Origin of the sequence: Halalkalibacterium halodurans (assembly GCF_004376175.1) — a bacterium.
Classification (GTDB): Bacteria; Bacillota; Bacilli; order Bacillales; family Bacillaceae_D; genus Halalkalibacterium; species Halalkalibacterium halodurans.
In genome coordinates this window covers 1-987 of record NZ_SNUY01000048.1, presented here as the reverse complement: position 1 = coordinate 987, position 987 = coordinate 1, and the positions used below count along the sequence as shown (strand labels likewise).

Genomic DNA, 987 nt, shown 5'->3' with positions numbered 1-987 from the left:
GCCCAAGTGTAATTGTATAATTTTACCAAATGGACAGTGCCACCTTTCCCTTGGTGTTGTCTTTTTAGCTCATTTACTAGAATGAACAAATAACAGAATAATCAGATTTTAAGTATCTTCTTTTATGCAACGCTAGTGATTGTATTTAATTGATAAACGATGTAACCGATTTACAAATTCATCTCTAGCTAGAATACTAGCTGCAGCTACAGCTATATTACTTTCAGCCTTTGTCCTCTGAAATAACGTTATTTCTTTTCCTTTTTCTAATAAGGCCTTTTTTATAAACTTTTCATCACCAAATTTGTCTGATAAAGCGAAGTTACAACTAACAGTCTGAAGAATATTCTCTATAGTTCTTGCATGTCCCCAAGCTAAAAGCTTATTCAAATTTTCAATTCTCTCATAAAGCTCATTATACTTCTCATTTCCTATGACCACGAGCGAGTATGGACATATTTTTTTTATTTCACCTGCCAGGAACTTGATTTGGTCATCACCAAGCTTCTTACTATCCATTACCCCCATATTTTTAAGTTTACGGTACGTCTCAGAATTAACAAAAACTCCAGCGACAACTAAAGGACCAAAATAATCACCCTTACCGGATTCATCGGTTCCTATTATCTCCTCTATAGAATCTATTTCCAGAATCCCCTCACTTTTTTTCTCAATAGTACCATTATTAGGATCTTCTTTAGCCCTTTGTTGCCCATTAGAAAGTGCATTTTCTATTAAATAAGCTAATTCTTGATCCTTGACTTGAGATAGATCATGTCTAACACCCTTTTTACTCTCATAAATCCTAATTAGTCCTTGTTTATTTTTAATCCTTACTTGAAACTGCAAACCATAATTTAGTCTCTTCACCACTTTCTGTGGTACACGCACAATTCCAGAAATAAAGTTAGCGAGATTAGATACTAATCTAGTCGAACTCCTTCATCTGCTTAGGCACCATTCAGTTGGTAGGTTGAAAGCGGTCAA

General features: G+C 34.7%; 1 protein-coding gene. It reads right to left on the bottom strand.

Annotated elements, in window-relative coordinates:
- Positions 1–132: 132 nt before the first annotated feature.
- Entirely contained in the window at positions 133–849 is a 717-nt protein-coding gene (rnhC, locus tag E2L07_RS14470; RefSeq protein ID WP_208402055.1) for a ribonuclease HIII, read from the bottom strand.
- Between the last annotated feature and the right edge of the window lie 138 nt (positions 850–987).